The 1752-nt window shown below is 36.1% G+C and carries 1 protein-coding gene and 1 pseudogene; both read right to left on the bottom strand.

The window, feature by feature from the left end; genetic code table 11:
• Positions 1–1457 (bottom strand): carboxypeptidase M32 (locus V7659_RS23465; RefSeq protein ID WP_335542576.1); only part of this gene is annotated, 1457 nt, incomplete at its 3' end.
• 216 nt (positions 1458–1673) lie between these two features.
• Positions 1674–1752 (bottom strand): annotated as a pseudogene (locus V7659_RS32290) (DUF2249 domain-containing protein); the annotation flags it as partial.

Genomic DNA, 1752 nt, shown 5'->3' with positions numbered 1-1752 from the left:
ATTAAAGATTTGGGATTAAGCCCCTCTCCGGTAACATCCTGTAGGATTTCAAGTGGTTTCTTCATTTTACCGTATCGATGAATATTAGCAGTTAGCCATTCTTTAATAGGAATAAGGTTCCCTTCTTCTATTAATTGATTAAAGTTCGGAAGATCTTCGACCATTTTCTGCTTAAATTGGGCTGCATACATATACCCTAAGGCATAGGAAGGGAAGTACCCAAAGCTGCCTCCCGCCCAGTGGACATCCTGCAATACACCCAATGCATCATTTTCAGGACGAATGCCTAAATATTCTTCGTATTTATCATTCCATATCTTTGGTAAGTCCTTCACATCAATTTCATCATTAAATAACCCTTTTTCAATTTCATAACGGATTATCACATGGAGCGGATATGTTAGTTCGTCCGCTTCAATTCTTATGAATGATGGTTTAGATTCATTAATAGCACGATAAAAATCTTCAATTTCCACTTGGTCAAATTGTCCAGATGCATAGTCCTGCAGCAGCTGGTAATTATTTTTCCAAAATGAAAAGCTTCTTCCCAGAATATTCTCATAAAAAAGGGACTGCGACTCATGAATTCCCATAGAGGTTCCCGTGCAAAGCGGTGTACCAATTAAATATTTGGAAATATTCTGTTCATATAAAGCATGACCGCCTTCATGAATCGTACCAAAAACGGCGGTACGGAAGTCGTTTTCATTATAATTCGTGGTCACACGGACATCACCAGGGTTTAATCCTGTTGCAAAAGGATGAACCGTTTCATCCAGACGGCCTGCTTTGAAATTATAACCCATTTTTTCGAGAATTTTTAAACTCAGTTCACGTTGGTTTTCCTTAGGAAATTTTTTAAACAAAAAGTCAGTTTTAGGTTTGTGTGACGACTCTGAAATTTGTTTGACTAAAGGTACAATTTTCTCTCTTAGTTCACCAAACACTTGATCTAATACATTCATCGTCATGCCTGGCTCATACATATCTAATAATACGTCGTATTTATTTTTTTCATGTCCCCAGTAGCTAACGAACTTCTTAGTCATAGCAACCAGTTTTTCTAAGTAAGGACTAAACATGGAAAAATCCGAATGTTCTTTCGCTTCCTCCCAAACGCTTTCAGCTTTAGATTGGAGAATGACAAACTCTTTATACTCTTCAGCGGGGATTCTTTTATTTCGTTCATATTCTTTTTTGCATTCGTCGAGAATTTTTCTAGTTCTTTCGGACAATGGCAGTTTTCCTAAATTTGCTATGTATGCTGCCATTTCCTCAGAGGTTGACATTTTAAATACTTCGGAGGAAAGCATTCCAATCACTTCAGACCGTTGCTCCACACCTTGTTTAGGAGCCCCTGTCCTTAAATCCCAATAAATTAATCCTAATGCTTCATGATATGCTGACATTTTTTTCACATATTCCAAAAACTCTTTTTCTAGTAGTACCTTATTCATTCGATTTCCCCCCTTTAGATTCCCTATAAATTTTAGCACATTATTCAGAAAAATAGGTAAATGGCTGTTTCCATTGGAATAAAAAAACAACAGAAAGAAATTCTTTTGTAAAATAGAAATATAGGGAAAAGAGGATGAATCCTGAAAAGTAAATAGATTGGAAAATTTAGTGATGGTTAAGTAAACCAAGATTATTTGAATTAAATTTAAATGGAATTACTTTTTAGCAATAGCTACTCTCCAAGTTTCTGGACCTTCCTCAAGGTACTCCCAAGAAAATTGCTCTGGTCTTTCC

The sequence above is a fragment of the Neobacillus drentensis genome, assembly GCF_036966985.1.
Taxonomy (GTDB): Bacteria; Bacillota; Bacilli; order Bacillales; family Cytobacillaceae; genus Neobacillus; species Neobacillus drentensis_E.
Note: the sequence above shows the minus strand (reverse complement) of the source record. Positions and strands in the feature narration are given on the sequence as shown.